The following is a 21,072-nucleotide window of genomic DNA, read 5'->3' as shown; positions in this document are numbered from 1 at the left end:
CGTAGCCGGCCGTGATGCGACGAGACGAAGAGAGGGAAGTTGGTGAAGCCAACCGTCTGATGGGGCAAAGGCGCGGGTTGCAAGGGACCGCGCCTTACGGTCCCTTGCTCGGTCGGTGCGCATAAACCACGTAGAGCCTCGCAGTCTTATCGACCGAAACGTTGCGAATACACTTAGATAAGTCCACACAGAAAAACATTAGCGCCCAAGCCCCGTTTTTTAGACGGTAATTACTGCTGCGCTTTCAGCCAGGCGATCTCTTCCGCCCAGATATCCGGGTTCACCGTCTCCAAAATCAACGGGATATTGTCGAAACGTGAGTCACGCATAATATAGCTAAACACCGTTTTACCGATATTGCCTTCGCCCAGACTGTGGTGGCGGTCAACACGGCTGCCAAATTCACTCTTGGCGTCGTTCAGGTGCATGCCACGCAGATAGTTGAAGCCGACAACGTCACCGAGCTCTTTAAACGTCTGCTCGCAGGTCTCTTCGGTACGCAAATCGTACCCAGCAGCAAAGGCGTGACAGGTGTCGATACAGACACCGACGCGGCTTTTGTCTTCCACACCGTCGATGATTGCCGCTAAATGCTCAAATTTAAAGCCCAGATTACTGCCCTGACCGGCGGTATTTTCGATTACCGCTGTCACGCCGGTTGTTTTATCCAGCACCAGATTGATGGATTCGGCGATACGCGCCAGACATTTGTCTTCATCAATCTGCAACAGGTGACTACCAGGGTGGAAGTTCAGCAGCGTCAGCCCCAGTTGCTCACAGCGTTGCATTTCATCAAGGAAGGCCTCACGGGACTTTTCCAAGGCTTCGGTTACCGGGTGGCCGAGGTTAATCAGGTAGCTGTCGTGTGGCAGGATTTGTCCCGGACCGTAACCGTACTGCGCGCAGGCGCTTTTAAACTTATCGATCACGTCAGCAGGCAGCGGAGCGGCTTTCCATTGACGTTGATTTTTAGTGAACAGGGCGAATGCGGTCGCCTCTAATTCGTGCGCGCGGATAACCGCCTGATCCACGCCGCCTGACGCGCTGACATGTGCACCGACAAACTTCATTTTCATTCTCCTGTGTAATCGGCGTCATTATGGCATTGATAGCGGAAGGATTGAATGGCTGGAAAAGCTAAGGCCCGCGATTGCGGGCCTAAAGACAGGGAAGAACAGTACGGAGAATCAGAGGAAGTATTGCACCAGCAGGTTAATTGCGATACCGCCAACAATCAGCCAGATGAACAGCAAGGTCGCCAGCAGAATCGGTTTGACCCCGGCCTGACGCACTGCGCTGATGTGGGTGGTCAGCCCCAGTGCCGCCATGGCCATCGCCAGCATCCAGGTATCCGCAGTAATCAGATGTTTCACCAGCGTGGCCGGGATCAGGTTGAACGAGTTCAGCCCAGCGACGGCAATAAACAGCACCGCAAACCAAGGAATAGTGATGGCAGATTTTTCTGCTTTCTCACCGGTGTTGCCAGTGCTACGACTGCGACTGATAAACCCTGAGAGCACAACCAGGAACGGTGCCAGCATCATTACGCGGATCATTTTGGAGATCACCGCAGCATTTTCAGCATCCGGCCCGATGGCATGCCCAGCGGCAACAACCTGCGCCACTTCGTGGATCGTTGAACCGGTGAAGATACCGAAGCTTTCCTGATTAAACGGCAGCCACTGGAATTGCTCATTCAGATGGTACAACCACGGATAGGCGAAGATCGCCAGCGTACCGAACACGACTACGGTGCTTACCGCTACGGCCACTTTATTGGCATCGGCTTTTAGTACCGGTTCGGTAGCCATTACCGCTGCCGCACCGCAGATGCTGCTGCCGGCACCGATCAGCATAGTGGTATGACTGTCGAGCCCGAATACTCTTTTGCCCAGCCAGCAGGCCAGCAGGAAAGTGGTGGTTAACGTCAATGCATCAATGATGATGCCGGTCGTGCCCACATCGGCAATCTGCTGAAACGTGAGACGAAAGCCGTAAAGGATAATGCCCAACCGCAGCAAACGTTGTTTGGCGAACTGAACACCGCCATGGCAGTTCGGTTGTAACCAGGGATACAGCGTATTGCCCACCACAATGCCGAGTAAAATCGCCAGTGTCAGCGCGCCCAGCCCCAATCCGGCCACCCATGGAATATCACCCACCCAGACCGCCAACGCGGTGATGGCACCGGTCAACAGGAGTCCTGGTACTAAGTGAGGTAAACCGAACAGGGGAAATTGCCGCGATGGAAAAGTATGTGTGGTATTGGTCGCCATAAGTCAGCCCTTTTAATCAAATTCTTGAGCACAGACTACGTTCTTGCCGCATAAAAGAGAAATTGATTATATGTTTATAACTTATCTGAATAAGTGGTTAATCGGCATCGGCGGCTTTCATACTGATTTCTGCAAACGTGGTAACATTAATAGTATTCACCCTGTGCGTTGTTGCCGGTCAGCAGCGCAGATTTTGCATTAATTTCAGTGACTTTATTCGACGTCACCTTTGATGAATACCGAGACGCTATGCATATTACCTTACGTCAATTAGAAGTCTTTACCGAAGTGCTTAAAAGCGGTTCGACCACGCAGGCTTCCGTAGTTCTGGCGTTATCACAGTCGGCGGTCAGTGCCGCGCTGGCCGATCTGGAAGGGCAGTTGGGCGTGCAGTTGTTCGATCGTGTCGGCAAGCGTCTGGTCATCAACGAGCATGGCCGACTGCTGTATCCGAAAGCGCTGGCGCTGCTGGAACAGGCGGGAGAAATTGAACAATTGTTCCGTCATGATGGCGGCGCGCTGCGTATCGGTGCCAGCAGCACCATCGGCAATTATATGCTGCCGGAGATGATCGCCCATTATCGGCATGATTTTCCTTCTACTCCGCTGGAACTCAACGTCGGCAATAGCCAGGACGTGATTGGTGCAGTCGCTGACTTTCGGGTTGATTTGGGGCTGATCGAGGGGCCCTGTCATATGCCGGAATTGGTCACTCAGCCATGGCTGGAAGATGAGTTGGTTGTGTTCGCTGCGCCGGATAGCCCGTTGGCGGGGCAACCGCTGACCCTGGAGATGCTGGCTGATGCACCCTGGATCCTGCGCGAGGGCGGGTCGGGTACGCGTGAAGTGTTGCATCACCTGCTGCTGGCGCATTTACCGCACTTCCAGTTAGTGATGGAGTTGGGCAACTCAGAAGCGATAAAACACGCGGTTCGCCATGGTATGGGCATCAGTTGCCTGTCGCGCCGGGTGATTTGCGAACAGTTGGCCAGCGGCGTGCTGGTGGAGCTGCAAGTGCCGTTGCCTCCGTTAATGCGCACGTTGTATTTGATCCATCATCGGCAAAAGCACATCTCCAATGCTTTACAGCGTTTCCTCAGTTATTGCGCGTTTCAGCCTTGATAACGTCTCCGTAAGGTGAAACAAAGCATAAAAAGCTGCTCCCTGTCACATTAATGACAGTAAGTAAGGCCATCCAGACCATTGCTAATAATTAGCCCTGAATTATGAAGCTATCTTATATCAGTGCAATGTTACTAGTTCGCTGGCGGGTATTTGTTACAATCCGCCCTCATTTTTTTTGACCAGCAGATAGGGTAAGAATGGCTCAGCAGGATATAAAAACATCGGGGCAACAAGCACCCGGATTGCGGCGCGAGCTGAAAGCGCGGCACTTAACCATGATTGCTATTGGTGGTTCTATCGGCACCGGTCTGTTTGTCGCCTCTGGCGCTACGGTTTCTCAGGCTGGCCCTGGCGGGGCACTGCTGTCTTATGCATTGATCGGGTTGATGGTCTACTTCTTGATGACCAGCCTGGGTGAACTGGCGGCCTTTATGCCGGTATCGGGTTCTTTCTCCACCTACGGCGCCAAATATGTCGAAGAAGGCTTTGGTTTCGCGCTGGGCTGGAACTACTGGTACAACTGGGCAGTGACTATCGCCGTTGACCTGGTAGCCTCGCAGTTGGTGATGACCTACTGGTTCCCGGATACCCCCGGCTGGATCTGGAGCGCACTGTTCCTCGGCCTGATGTTCTTGTTGAACTACATTTCGGTCAAAGGTTTCGGTGAAGCAGAATACTGGTTCTCACTGATCAAGGTGACCACCGTCATTATCTTCATCGGTATTGGTGTGCTGATGATTTTCGGCATCCTTAAGGGCGGCGAACACGCAGGCTGGCAGAACTGGACCATTGGCGACGCGCCGTTTGCCGGCGGGTTCTCGGCAATGATTGGTGTGGCGATGATCGTCGGCTTCTCATTCCAGGGGACCGAGCTTATCGGTATCGCTGCCGGTGAGTCGGAAAACCCAGGCAAAAACATCCCACGCGCGGTGCGTCAGGTGTTCTGGCGTATCCTGCTGTTCTATATCTTTGCCATCCTGATTATCAGCCTGATCATTCCTTATACCGATCCGAGCCTGCTGCGTAACGATGTGAAAGACATCAGCGTCAGCCCGTTCACGCTGGTCTTCCAGCACGCCGGTCTGCTGTCTGCTGCTGCGGTGATGAATGCGGTTATTCTTACTGCGGTATTGTCCGCCGGTAACTCTGGGATGTACGCATCCACCCGTATGCTGTTTACCCTGGCATCGGAAGGTAAAGCGCCGCGTATCTTTGCCAAATTGTCAAAGGGTGGGGTGCCACGCAACGCGTTGTATGCCACGACCGTGGTGGCAGGGCTGTGCTTCCTGAGCTCGATGTTCGGCAACCAGTCGGTATATCTGTGGCTGCTGAACACCTCGGGGATGACCGGCTTTATCGCGTGGTTGGGGATTGCCATCAGTCACTACCGTTTCCGTCGCGGCTATATGATTCAGGGACGCGATCTGAACGATCTGCCATACCGTTCCGGTTTCTTCCCGCTGGGGCCAATCTTTGCCTTCGTCCTGTGCCTGATCATTACGCTGGGACAGAACTATCAGGCATTCCTGCAAGACCGCATTGACTGGTACGGTGTGACTGCCACTTATATCGGCATTCCACTATTCCTGATTATCTGGTTCGGTTATAAGCTGACGCGCGGCACCCGTGTTGTGAAGTACAGCGAAATGGAATTCCCGAAAATGGACGTGAAGTAATTTCTATATAAGCCTTGGGAATTTCAAGCTGCGGTCGAAAGGTTCGGCGGCAGCTTGAAAGACAGCGTGTATACAACGTGGCGGGATACCGCCACGTTATTCCTTCCTATTTACGGTCAGCGCGTGTTGCGCGGCGGCCATCAGATTCTCTACCTTTTGATAATCCTGCGTTAATGCCAGCACGCCCGTGTTCAGGTGCAGCGATACCTCACCAAAAGCCCCAAAATCATAGGGTGCTTGCAGCGGCGGAACAATACGCGCCAAAAACTCCCCTTCAGAACCGTAAGGTAAGCCGTGTACCAGGATCAGAAATTGGCCTCCGGTATAGCGACAGACAAAATCACTTGGGCGCACCAGCATTTTTAAGCGCTCGCCAATGGTGCGTAATACGTCATCGCCGATGAGAACGCCGTGACTTTGATACAGCGCAGCCAGTGGAGTGAATTCGATAATAAACAGGTGAGAAAGCGGATGCATCGTTGCTGACGGCCGACAAACTTCCTGCATGACGGCCTCGCCGCCTGCGCGGTTAAGGAAGCCGGTCAAACGATCCTGATGAGCCGCTTTTTGTTTTTCGGCTGTCAGAGTGACGTGTTGAGTGACCTGGCGATGGTAAAACGCGATCAGTCCATGGGCTAACAGGAGCCAAAGCGGAATGATATCTGCCAGTAAAAACAGATTCTGTACACGTGATAGTGGTGCGACTACAAGATAAGGCAGTGTCAGCAACATGATTTCCAGCAAGGCAAAACGCGGTGCTGCGGCATGGCGCTGCATCAGCCAGAAAGCCAGCCCGGTAATCAATAGCCCGGCGAACAGGATCAGTACCATACGGCCTGACAACATAGCCAACAGGGCGGTTGCGCCCACCAGTGCACACCACAATAGCATCGTTACAAGCATTGCATTTGGCCAGCGGGGCGGACTGACGCGCATCAGCCACCAACGGCCGCCGGTCAGCAGTAAGAGCGAGGCCAATAGCGCGGCACCGAGTGCGCGATGACTCAACCAGATGTAACCCAGCAGCAGCAGTGCCACACCGGCGGTATTTAACCAGGGCGTTGCGGGAGAAGGCACCAACGTAAGCCGCATTTGGCGTTGAAATTGGGCATCATCCGTATGCTGTGGGCTTTGTACCAGCCAGTGCAGCAGAGCGGGCCTTTTAGGCGTTAACGTGGGGAGTCGACTTCTCATTACAGCCTCATTAATAAGGACCTCGCCAATAAGCCCTAAGGAACGGGTTTGGCGCGATTAGCACACCGTTTGGCGGTCAGGCTTCGGATTCTATGTGGTTTCGTTGCGTTTTGTCACAGTTGGGCGGGGTGGGGCGTAACTTTCGGAATTGTTAACCCTGTGTGCTTTTATAGGGTTATCGGCATGAATGCGTGAATAGCGTTATAAAATAAAGTGTTACATCTTTATATGACAGGTAATAGCTATTGATATGATTGATAAGTATTATCGTTTGCTTTATTGTTATCGGCTGCTTATCAGGTTCAAGCGGCCCTTTTCAGCCGCTATGGTCATCGTCGTAACAGGTATCCGAAATAATGAGCGTATCCACCGATCCTATCCCTGAGGCCAAGGGGCAACCCAACGTCAATGTGATGGGGCGTTATCACCATATTCTCCGCCACCGTTTATTAATGATGGGGGTGTTGGCACTGGCGATTTTGGGTTCGCTACTGCTGGACTTTACCATGGGGCCTTCCGGACTTTCACTGTCCTCTCTGTGGCAAACGTTGATTGATCCTGCGGCGGCTGATGCCGGTACGCGGGTGATCGTTTGGGATATCCGCTTGCCTTATGCGTTGATGGCCGTGGTGGTTGGGTTTGCGCTTGGTTTAGCTGGTGCAGAAATGCAAACCATCCTGAACAACCCGCTTGCCAGCCCATTTACCCTCGGGGTTTCTTCAGCCGCGGCGTTTGGCGCAGCGCTGGCTATCGTGTTGGGGATTGGCGTACCGGGCATTCCTGATCAGTGGTTTATCTCCGCCAATGCGTTTATTTTTGCTCTGTTCGCGGCACTGATGCTCGATGGCATTACGCGCTGGACGCGGGTTGCGACGTCTGGTGTGGTGCTGTTTGGCATTGCGTTGGTGTTCACCTTTAATGCACTGGTCTCCATGATGCAGTTTATCGCCAGCGAAGATACGTTGCAGGGGCTGGTGTTCTGGACCATGGGCAGCCTGGCGCGTGCGTCATGGGACAAGCTGGGTATTCTGCTTGGTGTATTTGCCGTGTTGCTGCCGTTGTCGATGATGAGTTCTTGGAAGTTGACCGCACTGCGTTTGGGTGAAGATCGGGCGGTGAGCTTCGGTATCGACGTGCGCCGCCTGCGTCTGACCACGTTGCTGCGTATCAGTATTCTTTCTGCATTAGCCGTCGCTTTTGTTGGCCCGATTGGTTTTATCGGCCTGGTGGCACCGCATATTGCGCGCATGATTTTCGGTGAAGATCACCGTTTCTATCTGCCAGCCAGTGCGCTGATTGGCGCGCTGGTACTGTCGATGGCCTCCGTGGCGTCGAAAAACCTGATCCCGGGTATTATTATTCCGGTCGGCATCGTCACCTCGCTGGTGGGCGTGCCATTCTTCCTGAGCATTATTCTGCGTCACCGGGGGAATGTATGAGTCAGGGATTGCGTATTGAGCATTTTTCCGCCGGTTATCCGAAGCGACAGGTGATCACCGATCTGGCGGTTCCCATGTTACCTCGTGGTCAAATTACCGTGCTGCTAGGGCCAAACGGCAGCGGTAAATCGACGCTGCTGCGTTCACTGGCGGGATTAAACCCAGCTCAGGGGCAACTGTGGCTGGACGATATCGATCTGATGCAGATCCCTTTTGCCCGTCGGGCAGAAAAGGTCGTGTATTTGCCACAATCGCTGCCCGCTGGGGTGCATTTGCACGTGCTGGAATCGATCATCGTGGCGCAACGTGCCTCGGGTGGCCGTAGCAATGCGGGCAGTGAGGCGGAAGTCATGGCGTTGCTTGAGCAACTTGGAATCGCCCATTTGGCACTGAGTTATCTTGATCAGCTATCTGGCGGTCAGAAGCAGTTGGTCGGATTGGCACAGTCGTTGATCCGTCAGCCTTCGCTGTTGTTGCTGGATGAACCGCTGAGTGCACTCGATCTTAACTACCAGTTCCACGTGATGGATTTGGTGCGTAAAGAAACCCGTAAACGCAATATCATCACCGTGGTGGTGGTGCATGACATCAACATAGCCTTGCGCCATGGTGATCATGTATTGATGCTACAAGACGGGGAATTGATTGCTGACGGTGCGCCAGAAGAGGTGATCACGCCACAGAGTTTGGCGCGTGTTTATGGTGTGCGCGGGCGCATTGAGCGTTGCTCGCAAGGGACGCCTCAGGTGTTGATCGACGGGTTGGTGAACCAGCCCGTGATCTAAACCAAAAAGGCCCGGTATCGCCGGGCCTGTTCAATTACTTCTTGTTCAGCGCCTCAGTGACGCGTTCGACAATATGTTGGCTGGTGATAATGCCACCTGACAGATAGACCTCAGCCGCCGGCAAATACACTACCTGACCCTTTTTGACTGCAACGGTGTTTTTCAGCGCCGTATTGGTGAGTATTTTCTGCGGTGCAACCGCGTTCGGACGGCCGGTGGCCGCGTCACGATCGATGATAAACAACCAGTCAGGATTCAACTTGGCGACCTGCTCGGGCGACAGTTTGTTGCCACGCACATCGGGGTTTTCGCTCTGCAATGCCGATTTGAACCCGAGAGCATCATAGGTGAAGCTGAAGCGACTTTTAGGCGCATAAGCGCTGATTTTCCCGCCGGAGAACAGTACAACCAGACCACGCCCGGCGTTGGCTACCTGCGGCTTGATTGCTGCAATCTCAGCGTCCAGTTTGTCGACCGCCGCTTGTGCCTGCTGTTGTTTATCGAACAACTCGCCCAGTTGCAGTGTGCGTTGCTTCAGGCTACCCAGTTGATCTTGCGGATCAATCGCCATATTTAACGTCGGCGCGATGGCACTCAGTTCGGCGTAAGCCTTAGAAGAGCGGCCGGCAATCAGAATGAGATCCGGTTTGGCCGCGCGCAGCGTAGCCATGTCTGGTTCAAACAGTGTCCCAGCGTTGAGGTATTTGGCATCTTGGTACTGTTTCAGGCTGTCCGGCAACATTGTGCGGTTGCCCGGCAGCGCCAGAGGCTCGACACCCAGCAGTTGCAGTGTTTCCAGCGACGCATAGTCCAGAACGATTACACGCTGCGGGTGCTTTTTCACGTCGGTGGTGCCGTTAAGATGTTGAAAACTGACCGTTGCCGGAGCATCGATAACGGTGGTGCGGGTTTTGTTGGTGCAGCCAGCCAGCGCCATACAGGCCAGCAGGGCAATAACCATTGGGGAGCGGCGTAAAGTCATAGAGGCTTCCTCGGGTGGGGGATATAAAAAGGGCGCGCAGTTTGAGTGCGCGCCCTGGGTAGCGTTAGAAGTTGTAGGTCATGCCGACGGTGTAACGGCGGCCATCCAACACGGTATTGTAGTTATCGTAATCAACGGTCTTATCGAGGATGTTGTAAACCCCGCCGGTCACCATCAGGTTTTTATTCGCCTGGTAGCTAAGGCCAGCGTCAACAAAGGTGTAAGACGGCGTGCTTTTGGCCATCGACGAACGGCTCATGTAGTCCGATGTCTTGCTGCGGAAGTTAACGCGCGACCACAGGCTGACGTCGTGAGTGGCCTGCCAGTCCAATACGCTGTTAACCATATGCTTCGGCATTTGGTTCAAGGGTTTGCCCTGGAAATCACCGCTCTTTTGTTCAGAGGTTGTGTAGGTATAGTTGGTGGTCAACTGCCAGTCTTTGGTGATTTCCCAACCGAACGTCGCTTCTACGCCGCGCATATTGGCTTTATCGACATTAGTGCGGTCGCTGATAAAGTAATATGGCGTGGTACCGATCATGCATTGCGCATCACCGTCACCGCTATCACAGCGACGTACTTCGGTGATCTTGTCTTTGAAATCAGTATTGAACAGGGTTACACCGGCGTTCAGGCCTTGCTGGTTATCCCACATCACACCGATCTCTTCGCTCAGGCTCTTTTCTGGTTTCAGATCCGGGTTGCCGATGATGATTGACGTACGGCCACCGCCGGTGATTTGCCCCCAGCCGGCGGAGGATTGGCGTAGATCCGGTGAGCGATAACCGGCGGAAACGCCGCCTTTCAGCGTAAATTGTTCGGTCAGATGCCAGACGCCGTACATGCGCGGTGTCCAGTGATTACCGTAGTTCTGGTCCTGATCCATACGGATACCGCTGGTCAGGCTGAAGTCGTTGGTCATCGCCCATTCGTCTTCGGCAAACAGCGCCCAGCTCCAGCGCGTCAGTTTGTTCAACTTATCTGCCGATGCTAACTGGTTGCCCCCGTCACTCAATTTCTCGTAGCGGTACTGGCCGCCCAGATTCAGCATATGGTTACCAAGGTCAAACTGGGTTTGCGTATTGAAGATGGTGTTGTACATCTTCATGTTACGGCCCGGGTTGTTGGTTTCTTCGCGCTGAATGTAACTGTTGGTATTGCCGAAATCGTAATAACCGTTGTGGGTTACAGCGTAGTTGGTTCGGGTGTAAAGGCTGTCGCTGGCGCTGTTAGCTGTGCACTTTTTATTGCGGCAGTTTTCGGTCGCCATGGATTTGCCCGGCGTACTGTTGCGATCCTGCAAAGAGCGGCCAATTTCGAAATCGAAATCGTTCTGTTCGTTCGGTGTCAGGCTGAATACCGCGGTGCCGCTGCGCATGCGTTGTTCGTTAAAACCATTGAGGATTTTGTCCTCAGCGCGGCGCGACAGCAGGCCATTAACCCGCAGGCCCAGCAGGCCTTCAATCAGCGGGCCGGAAGCGTAGGCGTTGGTCTGGAAGATATCGCCGGAATTGCTGTTTTCCTGGAAGGTGGAATCGCCGTGCAGCGAGCCTTTCCATGCCTGAGTGGTGGATGTTTTGCGGGTGATGACGTTGATCACGCCGCCCATCGCGTCGGAGCCATACAGCGAAGACATCGGGCCGCGCACCACTTCGATTCGTTCAATGGCTTCCAGCGGAGGCAACCAACCTTGTTCAATGCCTGAGTTATCGCTGTTCGGGCGGGTGCCACGGGTGTCTACGCGCTTGCCGTCCACCAGAATCAGGGTGTATTTGGAGGACATGCCGCGGATACTGATATCGCTGCTGCTGGCACCGCCGGTCACCACCACGCCCGGCACGTCTTTCAACGCATCGGTAATGTCGCGGTAGGCTTTGTCTTCAATTTGCTGACGTGGGATCACAGAAATAGACGCAGGGGAGTCCTGGATTTTTTGTTGGAAACCGGAGGCGGTCACCACCATGGTGTCCTGAGCGTCATTTTGTGGTGCGGCAAACGCGCTGGCGCTGCCGAGTGAAGCAATAATCAGTGCAGTAAGCGAGTTATAACGTGGCTTTTCCATGAGGCAAACCTTTCCTGGTCTGATGTAAATCGACAAAGTGTCGTTTTAACGGTTTGAATAATAAGTAGAAACGGGCCCCGTCGTTGCGAGAATCGTCGTTCCGTCAGTATTTCGTCAGGCCATTGTAAGGATTTTAAACAAAATGTAAACGCAAATGATAATTCGTATCATTTGTATATTTAAAGTGGGAGGGAAAGATTAACCGTATGAATTAAAGGGAAAACCGGCACAGCAAGGCGTGCGCCGGTGTAGACATTAACGTTTCTGGATATAGGTAATCGCTAACGCCAGGGCCAGTACCAGACCTTTAATGATGTCCATTGCATAGTAGGGTACGGAAAGCATCACCAGACCGTTTTGCAATACGCCGAGGATCACAGCACCCACCAATGTGCCGAGTGCATTAGGTTTACCGGAGCCAGCCAACGAGAAACCAATGTAGGCGGCGGCGACGGCATCCATCAGATAACCGCCACCGGCATTCACCTGGGAAGAGCCAATACGTGACGCCAGCAATATGCCGCCAAGCGAGGCCAGCAGGGCAGAAATGACATAGGCGGCAACCCTGTAACGTACGGTGCGAATGCCTGACAGACGCGCGGCCTCCGGGTTACCGCCAATGGCGTACATGCGCCGGCCGTGTTTGGTCAGCGACAGAAAAAGCTGCACCACTATGGTGACTGCCAGCATGATCAGCACAATGATCGGCACCTGACCCAGTGAAGAAAAGATATCCGGGATCAGGCCTTCAGCCATATCGCCGTTCGGCAGCAGCATGTTTTGGGTTATTGACCCGCCGTAACTGTAGGTCATTGCCACACCCTGGATCACAAACAAGCTTGCCAGTGTCGCCAGCATGTCAGGAATTTTCAGTACCACGATCAGGAAGGCGTTGAACAGACCGACCAACGTACAAATCAGGAGTGTCAGTACAATCGCGCCGGTCGTGCCGAAGCCATACCAAACGAACAGCGAAACCACCAAGGCATTAGCGAGTGAAGCGGTGGAGCCGACAGAAAGGTCGAAGCCGCCCACCGAAAGTGAGATGGACACACCAATGGCGATCACGGTAACGATCGCGATAGAGCGCAAAATGTTGATGATGTTGTTCGGATCGAGGAAATTATCCGATGCCAGTCCGAACAGAGCGATCAGAGCAACAACGGTGAGTAACATCCCCCATTTGTAGAGAAACTCAAACAACTGATGGCGCCAGGGTTGCGCATTTTGTAGGGATAATTCTTTACTCACGCTGGGGTTCCTCCGGTGGAATACAGTAATAAGGTTTCTTCATCAATATCGGCGGCGTTCAGTTCCGCCACGATCCGCCCATCCCACAACACACAGATGCGATCACACAAGCCGACCAGCTCCGAGAACTCGCCGGAGGCATAGATAATGCCTTTCCCCTCGCGTGCCAGGTTGTCGATCACAGTGAACAGCTCTTGTTTGGCCTTGATATCCACACCCTTGGTCGGTTCGTCAAAAATCAGTACGCTGGCATCACCGCGCAGCCATTTGCCAATGGCCACTTTTTGCTGGTTGCCGCCAGACAATCTTGCCAGCCGCTGTTGAGGACCCGAGGCGCGAATGTTCAGGCGTTGCATGATATCCAGAGCCCAGCGCAGTTCCTGGCGGCGACTGAACAGACTCCAGCGTGAGAAGCTGTCGTCGGCGCTGACGCTCAGGTTCATCGGAATAGCTTCGTTTATAAAAATGCCTTCTTTACGCCGTTCTTCCGGTACCAGTGCCAACCCTTGCTCGACGCTAAGATGCGGAGCGCGAGGCGTCCAGGGCTTGCCCAGCAGCTCACCGCGTTCAATGCGGGCCGGAGAGGCACCAAACAGCGCTTTGCACAGCTCCGTTTTACCGGCACCGGCCAGCCCGGCGATACCGAGAATTTCCCCCTGATGCAGTTGCAGAGTGATGTCGCGTAGTTTGTGGCGGTCGTGCAGGTTTTCTACCTGTAACAACGGGCGTGATCCGTGCGGTGGGCGTCGCGGTGGGAAGATATCGTCTAACCGGTGCCCGAGCATTCTCTCAACAATCTGCTCGCCATTCAGGCCTTGCATAGCATCTTCACTGACATGGCGGCCATCGCGCAGTACCGTTAAGCGATCGCAGATTTCACTCAGTTCGTGAATACGGTGTGAAATAAAGACAATGCCGATCCCTTCGGACTGCAGGCGGCGCACCACGCGGAACAGGCGTTCGCTTTCGGCGCGATCGAGCGGAGCGGTGGGTTCATCAAGTACCAGGAAACGGCAGCGGTGTGACAGTGCGCGTGCGAGCAGTACTTGCTGTTTTTCCGCCAGCGTACAGTCTGCCAAACGCTGGCGTGGGTTAATGGTCAAATCCAACTGGGCCAGTAGTTGGGCGGCCTGCCGGTACAATTGTGCCCAATTGAGCAAATGGCCTGGTTCATTAAGCCAATCGAGCATGATGTTTTCCGCCACTGACAGCGTGGGAATCAGTGCCACATCCACTTCTTGCTGCACCACGTGGATCCCATATTGGCGGGCTTGCAGTGGCGAATGAATATCCACTTTTTGACCGTCGATAAAGATCTCACCGCGGTAATGATTATGCGCCCCGGACAGGATCGCCATCAGTGTGGACTTCCCGGCACCATTCGCGCCGACCAGTGCATGGATAGACCCACCCAGCAGGGTAAAGTCGACGTTTTGCAGCGCGTTGAATCCGGCAAAGGCGATCGAGATATTGCGCATCTCGAGACATGAGGGCGTAGTGGTTGGCATAGTGTGATTAAAGACGTTTAGGTGTTTAGATGGCTAAAGATAGTCTTTTGTAACACAGATTTCGATTCACGCAACACACTAAATAGAATAACTGAGACGAAAATGATGTTTAGCCGACAAAGGGATCTGTCCAGCGTAAACGACATCACTAAACGGAAGGCAGGGAAAAGGGAATCGCGGGCAACGCGACGCCCTTATCCGGCTTATCAGAATGTCGTCGGTGTATGTGCACTGACGATACGACAGACGCGTGCAGAGGTATTGCTGAAACTGTGGGGAATACCGGTGTTGATGGCATAACTTTGTCCAGCAGTCAGGCAATGAGTTTGGCCATTAATAGTCAGCATGATCTCACCTTCCAGCAGAGTGCCAATCTCCTCGCCCTGGTGCTTTATCTTCTCACCGGTGGTCGTACCGGGTTGATAGGTTTCCAGCATCATCGCCAGATTGCGCGTTGGGTTGCCGTTGTGTACCAGCTTCATCGACACGCCCTGGCTGCCGATCTCGATCAAATCTTCGGCGTCGATCACCACTTTGGGTTCATTCGCGGTTTCAGGTTCGGCAAAGAACGCGGACAACGACAAACCATAGACCTTCAGCAGTTTTTGCAGCGTGCTGATAGCCGGGCTGACTTTATCCTGTTCGATGGTGCTGATTGCGCTGTGGGTTAACCCGGACAGTTCGGCGACTCGGCGCTGCGACAAACCCAATTGCAGACGGATCTGTGACAGGCGCTTACCTGGCGCCAAGCTGACTTCGCTCATAGCGGTACTTCCTTCTGGTAGGGACGACAGGCAGAAATGAATATCGGTGTCAGGTGCCTGTCTGAGTGATATCGACATTGCATGATATCGGTAGTTGTGCCGAATTTGGAAAATATATTGCCCATGGTCACCCCCGTTCTGGCGGACGAAATTCTGTACATAAAAAGGCAGTTAACACCTTTTCGGTCAATATTTTATCAATTTAGCAGTCGGTGGCGAATAATCAAACAGCATTGTAACATTTGCAAACCATTTGTGTTAAAGCTATGTTTCATATTATGGATGTTATTTTGAGCGCCTGTTCTGGCGCAGTCTACAGAGAAATCAGACCATGTGTTGAACCTATCGGCAGGCGGGCGCGGCAGCGTCCTCAGAGCATAATGGCGGGTGATGTATGCAAACCAATATCGCAGCAGTTGAAAATTTTGCACAGCATAATGAAGAGAGGCGAAGTAGCGCGTTCCAACGTGAAGTTGCTCACTATTTGGAACGCCATCCCTCAACGCAGTATATCGATATCCTTCTCACTGACCTGAATGGTTCCTTCCGCGGTAAACGTATTCCTGTCTCCGGACTGAAAAAATTGGAAAAAGGCAGTTACTTCCCCGCCTCGGTATTCGCTATGGATATTCTGGGTAATGTGGTGGAAGAAGCGGGCCTGGGCCAGGAGTTGGGGGAGCCAGACCGTGTCTGTATGCCGGTGCTTGGTTCGTTGACGCCGTCAGCAGCGGACCCGGATAATATCGGTCAGGTGTTGCTGACCATGCTGGATGAAGATGGTACTCCCTTTGACGTTGAACCCCGTAATGTCCTGAACCGAGTGTGGCAGGCGTTGCGCCAGCGAGGCATGTTCCCGGTGGTAGCGGTAGAGTTGGAGTTCTATCTCATTGACAGGCAACGAGACTCTGAGGGTTACCTACAACCCCCTTGCGCACCTGGTACCCAGGAACGCAACGTGCAAAGTCAGGTTTACTCGCTGGATAACCTAAATCACTTTGCAGAAGTGCTGAACGACATCGATAGCCTGGCTCAGATGCAGGGGCTACCGGCTGACGGTGCGGTGGCAGAGGCGTCACCCGGCCAGTTCGAGGTAAACCTAAAGCATACCGATAATGTACTGCTGGCTTGCGATCATGCGCTGGGGTTAAAGCGCCTGGTACGTATGGTGGCGGAGAATCATCATCTGCACGCCACCTTTATGGCAAAACCTTATGAAGAGTACGCCGGTAGCGGTATGCACGTGCATATCAGCATGCTGGATGGCAACGGTAACAACGTGTTCGCACAAGCGGACGGCGAAGACTCTGCATTACTGCACCGTGCGCTGGCCGGCATGATTACCTTAATGCCGGCGTCAATGGCACTATTGGCGCCCAATGTTAATGCTTTCCGTCGTTTCCAGCCGGGTATGTATGTACCCACTCAAGCCTCTTGGGGACACAATAATCGCACCGTCGCGTTGCGTATTCCCTGTGGTGAACCAGAGAATCATCGCGTGGAATACCGTGTCGCGGGCGCGGATGCAAACCCCTATCTGGTGGTTGCCGCGATCCTCGCCGGGATCTTGTACGGGTTGGACAATGAACTGCCGTTGCCTGAACCGGTGACCGGTAACGGGCTCGAACAAGAAGGGCTGCCGTTCCCGATCCGCCAAAGCGATGCGCTATACGAGTTTGAGCACCAGCATGAGCTGACGCAGTATCTGGGAGAACGTTTTGCCCATGTTTATCATGCCTGCAAGATGGACGAATTGATGCAGTTTGAACGCTTAGTGACGGAAACAGAGATCGACTGGATGTTGAAAAATGCCTGAGGGAGCGTAAACTAAGCAGTATTAGCTGAGTAAGCGATGCTGAGGATAGCGGATTAATTCACCCGTAAGGGCGGTTTTCCGAACGATCGCGAAAAGAATTTGTTTAAGAGGCCTTCCTGATCTTGTCATCAGGAGGGTTTTTGGTGCAAAATATCCCTAATGCAGATAGCCGACGTTTTAACGCGTCGGTTATTTTTTTTGCATTTATGTACTACAAACTGTGCGTTTCATACACCAAGCGAGGCCGGACACCGATCCGGATAGATAAATAGTTTCGTGCGCGATCAAACAAAACTTTATGGTCGTGACTCATGAGGATAAGAAAGATGGGGCAATTTTTCACTTTAGCACCGGTGCCCGCCGGTTTCCGCTGCGGTCGCAGCGATTATGGAGCAGCCAAGGCCGCCTTGACTCGTTATCCAGCTTCCAATCCCCTTCTTTTTGAATTCAGTCGCTCGTTGCGAAGTTTCCCCGCAACCTTAAGTCTTGGCGTGTCTACGCTCCGCAAGGCAGAAGGTAAGGGGGGGCTGCGTCATGTCCGATAACATCATCAGTGCCGCTCCGGCTCAACGCGCACAACTACGTAAAACCCTGACTTTAGTTCCGGTAGTGATGATGGGGCTGGCTTACCTGCAGCCAATGACCATCTTCGATACCTTTGGCATCGTATCCGGCCTGACCGATGGTCACGTCGCCACTGCGTACGCCTTTGCTCTGCTGGCGGTGCTGTTTACCGCATTGAGCTACGGCAAACTGGTACGGAAATTCCCGTCCGCCGGTTCTGCCTATACTTACGCCCAGAAGGCCATTAGCCCGCACGTTGGCTTTATGGTGGGCTGGTCATCGCTGCTGGACTATCTGTTCATGCCGATGATCAACATCCTGTTGGCCAAAATTTACCTGGAAGCTATCTTCCCGGGCGTGCCTTCGTGGATCTTCGTGGCAGCGCTGGTCGCGTTGATGACGATTTTCAACTTGCGCGGCATTAAGCTGGTGGCGAACCTGAACTCCATTATCGTGGTGGTGCAGGTGGCGATCATGGTCGTGTTCCTGTTCCTGGTAGTGAACGGCATTTCGCATGGTGAAGGTGCCGGCACGCTGATCAGCAGCCGTCCGTTCTGGTCTGAGGGTGCGCATGTGGTGCCGATGATTACCGGTGCGACCATTCTGTGCTTCTCGTTCCTCGGTTTTGACGGTATCAGCTCACTGTCTGAAGAAACCAAAGACGCGGAAAACGTGATCCCAAAAGCCATCTTCCTGACGGCGTTGATTGGTGGTGTCATCTTTATTGTGGTGTCCTACTTTGTACAGTTGTACTTCCCGGACATCTCGCGCTTCAAAGATCCTGACGCGTCCCAACCGGAAATCATGCTGTACGTAGCCGGCAAGTTCTTCCAGTCGGTGATCCTGGTGTTCTCTTGCGTAACCGTACTGGCTTCAGGCATGGCGTCGCACGCCGGTGTTTCACGCCTGATGTACGTGATGGGCCGTGACGGCGTATTCCCGGAGCGTTTCTTCGGTTACGTACACCCGAAATGGCGTACCCCGGCATTGAACGTGTTGCTGGTCGGCGTGATTGCACTGTCTGCAGTATCGTTTGATCTGGTGACTGCGACGGCACTGATTAACTTCGGTGCGCTGGTGGCGTTCACCTTTGTGAACCTGTCGGTCATTTCGCAGTTCTATATCCGCGACAAGCTGAACCGTACCGTTAAAGACACCTTTAATTACCTGATTCTGCCTGTTCTGGGTGCACTGACCGTAGGCGCGCTGTGGCTGAACCTGGAAGCCAGCTCAATGACATTGGGTCTGGTGTGGGCAGCGATTGGTCTGATTTATCTGGCCTTCGTCACCCGCAGCTTCCGCCTGCCAGTTCCACAGGCTAGCGAAGACGTTGCATAAGTCTTAACGGCGTTGTGCATTAAAAAAGGGCGCTTCGGCGCCCTTTTTTGTTTTTGTCAGCCGACCAATTCTTTACCGTACTCAAACAGCGCTTTCAACAGCGCGGTCTTTTCTTGATCACCTTCGTACAAGTTATATAGCGACTCCAGTTGCAGTACGTAGCTCTGTACCCGTTCGGCGCTCAGTACTTCCTGACGATGCTGCAACCAACGACGTTGCTCACTGTCATCCAACGTGTTGGGGTAGTTGCGGGCCCGGAAGCGGAACAGCAGTTCCTTCATGCGGCCATCACTGAAGGTCAGATCCAGCGCCGGCAAGTTTTGCGGTTTAGTTTGCTGGATAATCTTCATTGCCGCTTTGTCAGCATCACTGAAGAAGCCGTCGTAAAGCCGGGAGTCGACGTCATCAGAGCCCTTAAACGGTTCGGCTTCAGCGAATAACGCCACCACTTTTTCGCGTACTTGTGGGTGTTGGCGCAGCAATTGCAGATTTTGCAGACAAGCTTGGCGATCGATCCCCAAGCGTTCCGCGTTTTCTGGTAATAGGGTCTTGGCGGGTGCCAGTACCGGGCATTTGTTGATATGCACCAGTTTGATCGGTACCGGGGATTGGCCTGGTGCCAGGTCGTCTCTGCGGGTATACAGCCGTTCGCGCAATTCATCAGCGCTTAACGTCAACAATGGCGTCATATCACCGGCTAAATCACACATGATGACCGCATTTTTGTTATCCGGATGCCAGGCCAACGGCGAGACCCAACTGGTATTGCCACGCGCTGCGCCGAACATGCCGGAAACGTGTACCAACGGAGCCATTTCTGCGATATCTATCAAGGCATTCAGCTTATGCTTGTTACGATGTTGCAGCAGGAAGTCAAATAGCCGCGGTTGCGCTTGTTTGACCAGCTTGGCCATGGCGATGGTGGCGTAAACATCCGACATGGCGTCATGGGCATGCTCATGTTCAACGCCGTTAGCACGGGTCAGGTGTTCCAGACGGAAGCTGGGGAAGCCATCTTCGTTTTCCGGCCAGACGATACCGTCCGGACGCAATGCATAGCAAGCACGCATCACATCGAGCAGATCCCAGCGGGAATTACCGTTTTGCCAACTGTAAGCATAGGGGTCATAGAAGCTGCGGTAGAAGATATTGCGGCTGACTTCGTCATCGAAACGAATATTGTTGTAACCCAGAATACAGGTGCCAGGCACACTGAATGCCTGATGAATTTGGCGCGCAAACTCGGCTTCGTTGACACCTTTTGCCAGTGCCAATTGCGGCGTAATACCGGTGATCATCACCGCTTCAGGATCAGGCAAGTAGTCGTCGGCCGGGGTGCAATAGATGACCAGTGGTTCTTCGATGATATTGAAATCCATATCGGTACGCACACCGGCAAACTGCGCCGGGCGGTCCATTGATGGGCTTTTACCGAAGGTTTCGTAGTCGTGAATGTAGAATGTGGCCGGTGCCTTGCTGCTCAAAATCGCATCTCTCACGTGGCGTTGGGAATATTTTCCTATTGTAACGGCGAGATGTACGAGTCGTTAGCGTTAATCACCGAAATGCGCGGTATTACGCATTGCGATAGTAGCTTAGGCGCAGATGAAAGTAGGAACGCAAATAATCGGGCACCTGTTTTTCGGCATGGGCAGTATTGGCGGCAATGCCATAGCGTTCGTTATAAATGACGCTGAGAGCGAGTAAGTCGGTTTCAATTTTCTCACGCTCGGCTTGCGGTAAGCGATCCAGCTTTCGATCCATATTATTCTCCCTATGAACTAAAGGGCATCATAAGATCGTTAGACATGCTTGTCCCTACCCATTCAGGGGGGCATATCAGGATGTTGGCGTTCGCGCCTGGAGGCCGTGGTTCGGTGTTGCAGTGCCATGATAATGCTGAGAGTATCGCGTTGTGAAATCCTGCTGACTTTGCAGGCTTGTGCGCTCGTAGGCTTCATGGATCGAGAAAATACCGCCGATCACCGCCAGCCAGAAGACACTGCACAGGACCAGGATGCCCAACCAAACTTTTTGGTTATAGCTCATAAATACTCCTGATGAAAAAAGGGAATAACATTTACCAGGAAATTAAATCAGAGTTTGTATCAATGGTCCGTAAACGGCCGCATTTATTATGGGTGTTTTTTTATTAATGTGTTACCAAATACCTCAGTGATGTTTCAGGATATTCCTTAAGATAATATTAAGAAAAGATAAATAGGTGCCACTGAGTTCCATTTAATATTTGTTTAAATATCCCCGCATACAATCAGCAGCATTCAATGCCAATGT

The 21,072-nt window shown here is 53.1% G+C and carries 17 protein-coding genes; 6 read left to right on the top strand and 11 right to left on the bottom strand.

Annotated elements, in window-relative coordinates; all coding sequences use genetic code 11:
- Positions 1-230: 230 nt before the first annotated feature.
- Positions 231-1,070 (bottom strand): deoxyribonuclease IV, encoded by an 840-nt coding sequence (nfo, locus tag SGR01S_RS04855; protein WP_037425543.1) that lies wholly within the window; start codon positions 1,068-1,070, stop codon positions 231-233.
- Between the two features lie 117 nt (positions 1,071-1,187).
- Positions 1,188-2,276 (bottom strand): YeiH family putative sulfate export transporter, encoded by a 1,089-nt coding sequence (locus SGR01S_RS04850; protein ID WP_037425541.1) that lies wholly within the window; start codon positions 2,274-2,276, stop codon positions 1,188-1,190.
- Between the two features lie 249 nt (positions 2,277-2,525).
- On the opposite strand from SGR01S_RS04850, the gene yieE reads away from it, so the two are divergent.
- Both yieE and SGR01S_RS04840 read left to right on the top strand, forming a co-directional pair.
- The gene (gene yieE / locus SGR01S_RS04845; protein ID WP_037425552.1) at positions 2,526-3,398 is read left to right on the top strand and encodes a DNA-binding transcriptional regulator YeiE; all 873 of its coding nucleotides are present in this window, start codon (positions 2,526-2,528) and stop codon (positions 3,396-3,398) included.
- A gap of 200 nt (positions 3,399-3,598) precedes the next feature.
- The gene (locus SGR01S_RS04840; protein WP_037425538.1) at positions 3,599-5,077 is read left to right on the top strand and encodes an amino acid permease; all 1,479 of its coding nucleotides are present in this window, start codon (positions 3,599-3,601) and stop codon (positions 5,075-5,077) included.
- A gap of 96 nt (positions 5,078-5,173) precedes the next feature.
- On the opposite strand, the gene SGR01S_RS04835 is transcribed toward SGR01S_RS04840, so the two are convergent.
- The gene (locus tag SGR01S_RS04835; protein ID WP_061806721.1) at positions 5,174-6,271 is read right to left on the bottom strand and encodes a GGDEF domain-containing protein; all 1,098 of its coding nucleotides are present in this window, start codon (positions 6,269-6,271) and stop codon (positions 5,174-5,176) included.
- A 356-nt stretch (positions 6,272-6,627) separates the two neighbouring features.
- Between SGR01S_RS04835 and SGR01S_RS04830 the strand changes: the two genes are divergently transcribed.
- Complete coding sequence (locus tag SGR01S_RS04830; protein ID WP_037425532.1) at positions 6,628-7,710, top strand: FecCD family ABC transporter permease; 1,083 nt, start codon at positions 6,628-6,630, stop codon at positions 7,708-7,710.
- Complete coding sequence (locus tag SGR01S_RS04825) at positions 7,707-8,495, top strand: ABC transporter ATP-binding protein (RefSeq protein WP_037425529.1); 789 nt, start codon at positions 7,707-7,709, stop codon at positions 8,493-8,495. Before SGR01S_RS04830 ends, SGR01S_RS04825 begins: the two co-directional genes overlap by 4 nt.
- Before the next feature lie 34 nt (positions 8,496-8,529).
- Here SGR01S_RS04825 and SGR01S_RS04820 read toward each other — a convergent pair whose 3' ends face one another.
- The 5 genes from SGR01S_RS04820 to puuR all read right to left on the bottom strand — a co-directional run bounded on the left by SGR01S_RS04820 (position 8,530) and on the right by puuR (position 15,062).
- Positions 8,530-9,477, bottom strand: a complete 948-nt coding sequence (locus SGR01S_RS04820) for a siderophore ABC transporter substrate-binding protein (RefSeq protein ID WP_061806720.1) — start codon at positions 9,475-9,477, stop codon at positions 8,530-8,532.
- 64 nt (positions 9,478-9,541) lie between these two features.
- Positions 9,542-11,539, bottom strand: a complete 1,998-nt coding sequence (locus tag SGR01S_RS04815) for a ligand-gated channel protein (protein WP_037425524.1) — start codon at positions 11,537-11,539, stop codon at positions 9,542-9,544.
- Positions 11,540-11,794: 255 nt separating this feature from the next.
- Complete coding sequence (locus SGR01S_RS04810) at positions 11,795-12,790, bottom strand: ABC transporter permease (RefSeq protein ID WP_061806719.1); 996 nt, start codon at positions 12,788-12,790, stop codon at positions 11,795-11,797.
- Positions 12,787-14,298: a sugar ABC transporter ATP-binding protein gene (locus SGR01S_RS04805; RefSeq protein WP_061806718.1), complete on the bottom strand. Its 1,512-nt coding sequence runs from the start codon at positions 14,296-14,298 to the stop codon at positions 12,787-12,789. Before SGR01S_RS04805 ends, SGR01S_RS04810 begins: the two co-directional genes overlap by 4 nt.
- Before the next feature lie 206 nt (positions 14,299-14,504).
- Positions 14,505-15,062: an HTH-type transcriptional regulator PuuR gene (gene puuR / locus SGR01S_RS04800; RefSeq protein WP_037425514.1), complete on the bottom strand. Its 558-nt coding sequence runs from the start codon at positions 15,060-15,062 to the stop codon at positions 14,505-14,507.
- 394 nt (positions 15,063-15,456) lie between these two features.
- Here puuR and SGR01S_RS04795 point away from each other — a divergent pair, with 394 nt between their 5' ends.
- Entirely contained in the window at positions 15,457-16,875 is a 1,419-nt protein-coding gene (locus tag SGR01S_RS04795) for a glutamine synthetase family protein (RefSeq protein WP_037425512.1), read from the top strand.
- A 534-nt stretch (positions 16,876-17,409) separates the two neighbouring features.
- Positions 17,410-18,777 carry an APC family permease gene (locus tag SGR01S_RS04790; protein WP_037425509.1) on the top strand — a complete coding sequence of 456 codons (1,368 nt, stop codon included), beginning with the start codon at positions 17,410-17,412 and terminating at the stop codon, positions 18,775-18,777.
- Positions 18,778-18,833: 56 nt separating this feature from the next.
- Here SGR01S_RS04790 and sbcB read toward each other — a convergent pair whose 3' ends face one another.
- The 3 genes from sbcB to SGR01S_RS04775 all read right to left on the bottom strand — a co-directional run bounded on the left by sbcB (position 18,834) and on the right by SGR01S_RS04775 (position 20,826).
- Complete coding sequence (gene sbcB / locus SGR01S_RS04785) at positions 18,834-20,261, bottom strand: exodeoxyribonuclease I (protein WP_061806717.1); 1,428 nt, start codon at positions 20,259-20,261, stop codon at positions 18,834-18,836.
- Positions 20,262-20,352: 91 nt separating this feature from the next.
- Positions 20,353-20,541, bottom strand: a complete 189-nt coding sequence (locus SGR01S_RS04780) for a DNA polymerase III subunit theta (RefSeq protein ID WP_037425503.1) — start codon at positions 20,539-20,541, stop codon at positions 20,353-20,355.
- Positions 20,542-20,616: 75 nt separating this feature from the next.
- Positions 20,617-20,826, bottom strand: a complete 210-nt coding sequence (locus SGR01S_RS04775; protein WP_061806716.1) for a hypothetical protein — start codon at positions 20,824-20,826, stop codon at positions 20,617-20,619.
- Between the last annotated feature and the right edge of the window lie 246 nt (positions 20,827-21,072).

The sequence above is a fragment of the Serratia grimesii NBRC 13537 genome, from assembly GCF_001590905.1.
GTDB classification, from domain to species: Bacteria; Pseudomonadota; Gammaproteobacteria; order Enterobacterales; family Enterobacteriaceae; genus Serratia; species Serratia grimesii.
The sequence above is the reverse complement of the archived record's forward strand: the minus strand, read 5'-3'. Positions and strand labels throughout refer to the sequence as shown.

Coding starts and splice junctions, on each gene's coding strand:
- nfo (WP_037425543.1), bottom strand. CDS start 1,070: ATGAAGTTTGTCGGTGCACATGTCAGCGCGTCAGGCGGCGTGGATCAG.
- SGR01S_RS04850 (WP_037425541.1), bottom strand. CDS start 2,276: ATGGCGACCAATACCACACATACTTTTCCATCGCGGCAATTTCCCCTG.
- yieE (WP_037425552.1), top strand. CDS start 2,526: ATGCATATTACCTTACGTCAATTAGAAGTCTTTACCGAAGTGCTTAAA.
- SGR01S_RS04840 (WP_037425538.1), top strand. CDS start 3,599: ATGGCTCAGCAGGATATAAAAACATCGGGGCAACAAGCACCCGGATTG.
- SGR01S_RS04835 (WP_061806721.1), bottom strand. CDS start 6,271: ATGAGAAGTCGACTCCCCACGTTAACGCCTAAAAGGCCCGCTCTGCTG.
- SGR01S_RS04830 (WP_037425532.1), top strand. CDS start 6,628: ATGAGCGTATCCACCGATCCTATCCCTGAGGCCAAGGGGCAACCCAAC.
- SGR01S_RS04825 (WP_037425529.1), top strand. CDS start 7,707: ATGAGTCAGGGATTGCGTATTGAGCATTTTTCCGCCGGTTATCCGAAG.
- SGR01S_RS04820 (WP_061806720.1), bottom strand. CDS start 9,477: ATGACTTTACGCCGCTCCCCAATGGTTATTGCCCTGCTGGCCTGTATG.
- SGR01S_RS04815 (WP_037425524.1), bottom strand. CDS start 11,539: ATGGAAAAGCCACGTTATAACTCGCTTACTGCACTGATTATTGCTTCA.
- SGR01S_RS04805 (WP_061806718.1), bottom strand. CDS start 14,298: ATGCCAACCACTACGCCCTCATGTCTCGAGATGCGCAATATCTCGATC.
- puuR (WP_037425514.1), bottom strand. CDS start 15,062: ATGAGCGAAGTCAGCTTGGCGCCAGGTAAGCGCCTGTCACAGATCCGT.
- SGR01S_RS04795 (WP_037425512.1), top strand. CDS start 15,457: ATGCAAACCAATATCGCAGCAGTTGAAAATTTTGCACAGCATAATGAA.
- SGR01S_RS04790 (WP_037425509.1), top strand. CDS start 17,410: ATGTCCGATAACATCATCAGTGCCGCTCCGGCTCAACGCGCACAACTA.
- SGR01S_RS04780 (WP_037425503.1), bottom strand. CDS start 20,541: ATGGATCGAAAGCTGGATCGCTTACCGCAAGCCGAGCGTGAGAAAATT.
- SGR01S_RS04775 (WP_061806716.1), bottom strand. CDS start 20,826: ATGAGCTATAACCAAAAAGTTTGGTTGGGCATCCTGGTCCTGTGCAGT.